Raw genomic sequence first — 6,126 nt, forward strand, 5'->3', positions numbered from 1 at the left:
GTCATCGTCGTCGCTCATGGTAGAGCCTGAAACGGCGCGGCAAAAAAGCTTTGGAGCGATTGCGACCACAAAGCCAAGGCCATCGGCACCGACATTGCCATCAAAACCAAGCCGCCCGCAGTAAGCGCCGGCGCACCAATCATTGAGACCATCAACGCGGGCATCGCACGGTTGATGATGCCCAGCGCGATGTTATAAAGCAGCGCCGCAATGGTGAAGGGCGCCGCCAGACAGAACGCCAAGGAAAACGCTTGGCTGATCTGCGAGAGCCCCCAGCGCGCGGCGTCTTCGGCACCGGGAAGCTGTCCCGCAGGCAGCATCTGGTAGGACAGAATGAACAACTCAGCGGCGCGCACATGCAGACCGGTTGCCACGGCAACGGCGAGGCCCGCCATCACGAAAAGGTTGCCAATGGCGGGTTGCGGCTCGGGTCCGGCACCGCCAAACATCTGCGAAAGCGTGGTCGCCTGTGCTGCCATCGTGCCAGCGATTTGCAGCGCAAATACGAAAAGCCGCAGCGCCATGCCGAGCATCAGGCCAATCACGACCTCTATCAACAGGGGCAGAACGCCTGCGTTCGCGGGATCGGGCGCGATTTGCACGGCCGGTGCTACGATAGCGGTAAACGCGAGCGCGAGCATCAGCCGCACCCGTGTGGGAATAGCCTGCTCACCGAAAGCCGGCAGCAGCGACATCGCCGAGCCCACGCGCATGAACACCACAAGGCCCAGCCAAAGCATCTGGGCGCCAATTCCGGTAAGCGCATTTAGGTGAGTGATCAGATCGTTCAAGGCGGCACGATCCCGACCATGGCAGGCCGCGCCTCTAGGCCGATTTCTTCATACGAGAGCACCGGTGCCGTCAGCCCCTTTGCCGCGAGAACCGTGCGCAAAAACCGGCGGCGCAGAGTTGAGGTGACGAGCGCCGGATAAATCCCGGTCTCGGCGGCGCGGTTCAGCCTGTCAGCGATGGCATTTGCCAACCGGCTGAACTGTTCTGGCGGCAGGGCAACGTCGCGTTGACCACGATCGCCGTCGATCTGGAAGGCGGTGAAGATTTTCTCCCATTCCGGCGCAAGTTGGACCAGCGGGATGGTACCATCCTCGCGCTTCAACTCGGCGACAAGTTGAAAACCCAACCGTTGCCGCACATGCTCGCATATGGACTCTGGCGCACCCAAGCTGCGCGCCTCAGCGATGGCCTCCAGGATAAGCGGCAGGTTGCGAACCGAGATGCGTTCCTCCAAAAGCAGGCGCAGCACGGTCAGCAGCAGATCGACCGGCACCCTATCCGGCACCAGTTCATCCAGCAAACGACGGTTGGACTCGCTGCGGCTGGCGTCCGAAAGCGTCGCGAACTCGTCGAGCAGCCGACGCAATCCACGCAAGGAAAGCAGCCGCGAAAGATTGCCTCGGATCACCTCCAGCAAATGCGTTGCCAGCACTTCTGCCGCCGAAACCACCGTTAACCCTGCCAGCGCCGCCTCTTCCTGATTATCCGGCCGAATCCAGCGCGCGGGGGCGCCATAAACCGGCTCGCGGACATCCTGCCCTGCCGGGGCATCAATACCATCGGCCAGCAAAACCAGCACCCGGTCGGGCATCAACCTATCACGCACACGTTCGACGCCTTGCAACCGAATCCGGTAGGTTCCCGGCGGCAGACTGGCCTCATCGGTCAACCGTATTTCGGGCAGGATCAACCCGAAAGCCGAGGCCACATGGGTGCGCATGTTGGAGATACGCACATCAAGACCGGTGGCCGGATCCAGCACCATGCCCACCAGATTGGGCGCAAATTCAATATGAATTTCATCGAAATCCAGCACATCGCCCATCTGTTTGCGTTTTGGCGCTTCGGCTTGCGGCTCGGGAAGCACGGCTGCTCGCTGCGCTTTGCGGTGCATTGCAAAAGCTCCCCACCCCATCAAACCCGCCCCTGTCATAAAGGGCAGAAACGGCATACCCGGCACCACGGCAAAAAGCGCCATCAGCACCGCCACCGTGCCAAGCGCGCCGGGGTAGCGACCAAGCTGCGCAAAGAAAGACACATCAGCCGCACCTTTTGCACCGCCTCGCGACAGCAAGAGCGCCGCCGCTACCGATATGATTACCGCCGGAATTTGGCTGACCAAGCCGTCGCCTACGGTCAAAATTGCATATGTTTCAAAGGCTTGACCAATAGGCATGCCATGCATCACCGTGCCCACCACCAAACCCACGACGATGTTCAGTCCGGTGATAAGCAGGCTCGCCACGGCATCGCCCTTCACGAATTTCGACGCACCATCCAGCGAGCCGAAAAAGGTGGTTTCGGCCAATTCCATTTCACGCCGACGCTTGGCTTCGGCGTGATCAATCGCGCCTGCCGCCATATCGGCATCAATCGCGAGCTGCTCTCCCGGCATTCCATCCAACGCGAACCGCGCGCCAACCTCGGCCATGCGGCCGGCGCCTTTGGTGATGACAACAAAATTAACGATCAACAGCACACAAAAAATCACGATGCCGAGCAGCAGATTACCGCCCATGATAAACTCTGCAAACCCTTGGATGACATGGCCAGCGGCATCGGTTCCGGTGTGACCCTGACCAATAATAAGCTTGGTGGAGGAGATGTTCAGCGATAACCGCAGCATCAAAGATGCTAGAAGGATCGTCGGGAAAGCCGAGAAATCCAGCGGACGCTCGATGAAAAGCGTCACTGTCAGCATCAAGATCGCCAGCGCAAAGGACAGGGCAAGCCCGAGATCCAGCACCCAAGCGGGCATTGGCAGCACCATCATCATGATGACGGCCATCAAAGCGAGAGCGAGCCAGATGGTTGGCTGGTAAAGCGAGGCTGCGGTCAGTTGAAATTTGGGCATTTACGGAACCGCCGCGAACAGGGGCAAAACGCCTTCTTTGAGCGGCACCAGCGAGGCCTGCGACCCGTGCGCACCCGCCTGTAGCAAGGGAAACCGATTGATACGCGGCGTCTGGCCTCGCGCAGCGGCCATCACGTAGTCAGGCGCAGTCGGAACCGCGCCGGTCGCTCGCAAATCGTTTAGCGCGGCCTCCACCTTGACCAGATAGATCTGCGCCTCGTCTGGGCTACGCGAATGATAGGCGGCCACGGCCTGAGGCCAGCCGCCTTCGGACTGAAACAGCTCGGTCAGAAACGCTGCGGCATAGGTGGCATTGGTCTGGGGATCGAACATATCCTCGACCGAGCCAAAATTCTTGCCGTGCCAGTGCAGGTTGATCTGAAAACAACCCGCGTCGAAATTTTCCTCTCCGTTAGCGAGCAGATCGTTGGCAAAACTGATGGCTTGGTCGGCATCGTCGAACCAATGGCTCTGACCACCCTGATTGATTGCCCATGGCCAAGCCAGACTTTCGTCGCCGACGCGCCTTCCGGTTTCCACGCGGCTGATCGCCATCAGCAACTCCAGAGGCACAGTGCTATTTTGCGCCGCGTGCTGTGCCGCAATATCGCAGGCCGTGGCATCGTTATGACTGGGCGCAGCACCCGCAAGCAGCAGGATCGCGGTAAGTGCGAGAAAAGTCCCGCGAAGCCGCATAGATTTTGAATGAAGACGCATGGGTTTCACCCGAGTGATCGGCCACGTTTTGTGACGCCGGTTCTGGCAGATTACGCTGCGAATCTTTCCAAATCGTAACCAGTGCCGATAGTTGACGAATTATGGCTGTGCAATTTTCGCGATTAATTTATCGACTGCGCTGCGCGTCGCGGCGCTGTTTTCGACCAGGCGCTTGCCTTGCGCGAGCGGGCCTTCGACACGTGCTGTCTCAGTGTTGGATGATGGCAGAGGTGCCAACTCGGCTGCGACTTGCTTCCACGGATCGGCGCCGTGCTTGCCAATTTCGGCCCAGTTTTCAGCCTTGCCAAGCGCGCGCAGTTCGGACGGCGCGGCGCCCGCTTCGGCGTAAATCTGTGCGGCAGCGTCGTTTTCGCCCAGCTGCAACATTGCTTGTGCGCGCAACATCACCGCCTGTTTTGTGCTTTGACCCGTCAACGCGCGCAGTGCAGCCCGCGCATCGTGTCGTTGCAAATGAACGCGGGCAAGCAGAATGGGGTCGAAATGAGCCGCATCAGGCAGCCACTTTAGCGCGCTATCGGCCATGCCCAGAAGCAATAGCCGCTCGGCAAGTTTTGCCGCAGTCTGAGGCTCAATATGTGGCAGCGAGGCGTTTGGTGTAAGCACCGCATGCGCTAAAACAGCGTCATCGGTGCCCAACAGCGACAGCACACGCCAAAGTTTCGGCTCGGCGTCCGGGGCTTTGGGCAGCAACGAGAAGGCAGCGTCGATATCTCCCGACGCGGCTGTGGCCAGCAGCAGCGCCCGCAACGCCGCTGGCTCTGCACCCGCGCCGATTTGTTCCCTGACAATTGCCTGAACTGCCGCAACCATGTCCGGAGCGACGGGCAGATCTTGCGCAACTCTGGCTTCAACAAGCGCGACAATAGCGTCGGGTGTGCCGGGACCAGGGTCGGAAATCATGCGCTGCAAAACCGCCTCTGCCGCCGCCGGATCGCCGGTACGCATGTCCAGCGTGGCAGTCAACAGCGTGGCATCCGGGCCTGCTCCACCCGGTGCACGCAAGATGGCATCGCGCACACGCGTCGCAGTGCGGTCTGCCCCGATGGCAATGAAGCGATCCGCTAAAGTGGGGCCAAGATCGCGCCGCAGCCCTATTGGCAAGGCCGAGAACGCCAGAAAGGCCGCATCCGTATTGGCGTATTGGTCTGGCCTAAGATCGGGTTGCGCGAGCACAGCCCAAAGAGCCGCAGACGTGTCGCAAGATTGCTGTCCAAGAAATACCGAGCCGAGGTCAGGGCGGCCATCGACCAGCTTTGCCATGCTTTTCCAAATTGCGCGGTCAGCCAAATCAGTGGGGAAAGCTTGAAGCAATTGCAGCGCTTCAACACCGAAACCGATAGATAGGCGAAATTGCACGGCGCGTTGCAGGGCCGCAGCGTCAGGCTTATCAAACTCTCCGATCAAACTTGAATTTGACATCGCCATTTGAGCTAAAACCGGCGTTCCATCGCCCCAGCTTGCCACGTCAAGCCGCTGACTCTCGATGCAGCGTTGCCCTTGCGCACCGATATTCTGATGATCCGACAGACCATTTGAAACCGCCACCCCCGGCAACTCACCCAAGCCGACACGCGCCGAGTCGAAGCTGTCGTTTGGTCGCGTCAGGATCGGCCCGCTGCCCGGCCGCAGCTTCGCCATCTCGACAACGCCCTCTGCAGCACCACGACTGAGCTGATGCAAAAGCGTGTTGCGCAGCGGCTGCAACGCGGTATCGGCTGGCGGGGATTGGATGAGACGGTTACCGCGCAGCTGCGTCACAGCCTCCACCGTCCAGTTATAGCCGCTGGTAGCCGACCAAGGGGTGGTGGTTAGTTTGGCAGCGGTTTTCGGCGCGAGAGTCTGTGTGAGCGGGTGTTCAAAAGACGAGCCCTTAGGCGGTGTGCCGTCACGCAGGTCGATCACCACGATCCCGGGGCGAAATTCAAACGGTATCGCATAGCAGGCACAAGCGATCGAGAGATGTAAGTTGCCATTTTCGGGATCCGTCGAAATTCCGGCCAAGCGACTTGTACCGATCAACTTAAATGCTTCGGTCAGATCATAGCTTGGCGTGGCTTTGGCAATCGCCAGATCGTAACCGTCATCGCTACGCCCCAATTGCCAGTCAACCGCGCCGCGATACTCCAGCACCAAGCGCGTGAAGCCGTCATGTTCTCCGGTTTTCACCAACACCGGGGTGGCCATTGCCACACCCGCCAAAGCAAACCAGATCGCTAAAATCAGCCGGATCATGCAGCCTCCTGCTTTAGCGCCCTGAGCGATTCCTCAACCGCCGCGAATGTGGGGCGCACGTGGTGGGGCGTGTTTTGGCGACCGACTTCGATGCAGATGTTCGGTGCGTGCCGGTGCAAATTGGCCACCAGAACTTCGCGGACAAGTTGATAAAAATGCCCGTCATCTTCGATCACCGTCTTCACTCGCGCGGCAAACGGACCCATGATGCCATAGGCAAGAAACACGCCCAGAAAGGTGCCAACCAGCGCCGAGCCGATCATTTCGCCAAGGATTTCAGGTGGTTGATC

At 59.7% G+C, this 6,126-nt stretch carries 4 protein-coding genes and 1 pseudogene; all 5 read right to left on the reverse strand.

What is annotated here, in order from left to right; translation table 11 throughout:
- Window positions 1–14: 14 nt before the first annotated feature.
- Window positions 15–791, reverse strand: coding sequence for a flagellar biosynthetic protein FliR (locus tag JWS10_RS09585; RefSeq protein ID WP_299506731.1), 777 nt, complete (start codon window positions 789–791; stop codon window positions 15–17).
- Window positions 788–2,866, reverse strand: a complete 2,079-nt coding sequence (gene flhA, locus JWS10_RS09590) for a flagellar biosynthesis protein FlhA (RefSeq protein ID WP_299506733.1) — start codon at window positions 2,864–2,866, stop codon at window positions 788–790. The genes JWS10_RS09585 and flhA overlap by 4 nt, the downstream gene beginning before the upstream one ends.
- On the reverse strand, window positions 2,867–3,583 hold the full coding sequence (locus JWS10_RS09595) for a lytic transglycosylase domain-containing protein (protein WP_299506735.1): 717 nt from the start codon (window positions 3,581–3,583) through the stop codon (window positions 2,867–2,869). It abuts the gene before it with no gap.
- A 99-nt stretch (window positions 3,584–3,682) separates the two neighbouring features.
- A complete protein-coding gene (locus tag JWS10_RS09600) occupies window positions 3,683–5,836 on the reverse strand; it encodes a hypothetical protein (RefSeq protein ID WP_299506737.1) in 2,154 nt (717 codons plus the stop codon).
- Window positions 5,833–6,126: pseudogene (locus tag JWS10_RS09605) on the reverse strand (flagellar motor stator protein MotA); the annotation flags it as partial. The gene JWS10_RS09600 and the pseudogene JWS10_RS09605, both read right to left, overlap by 4 nt.

Source organism: Cypionkella sp., assembly GCF_028290025.1.
Lineage (GTDB): Bacteria > Pseudomonadota > Alphaproteobacteria > Rhodobacterales > Rhodobacteraceae > Cypionkella.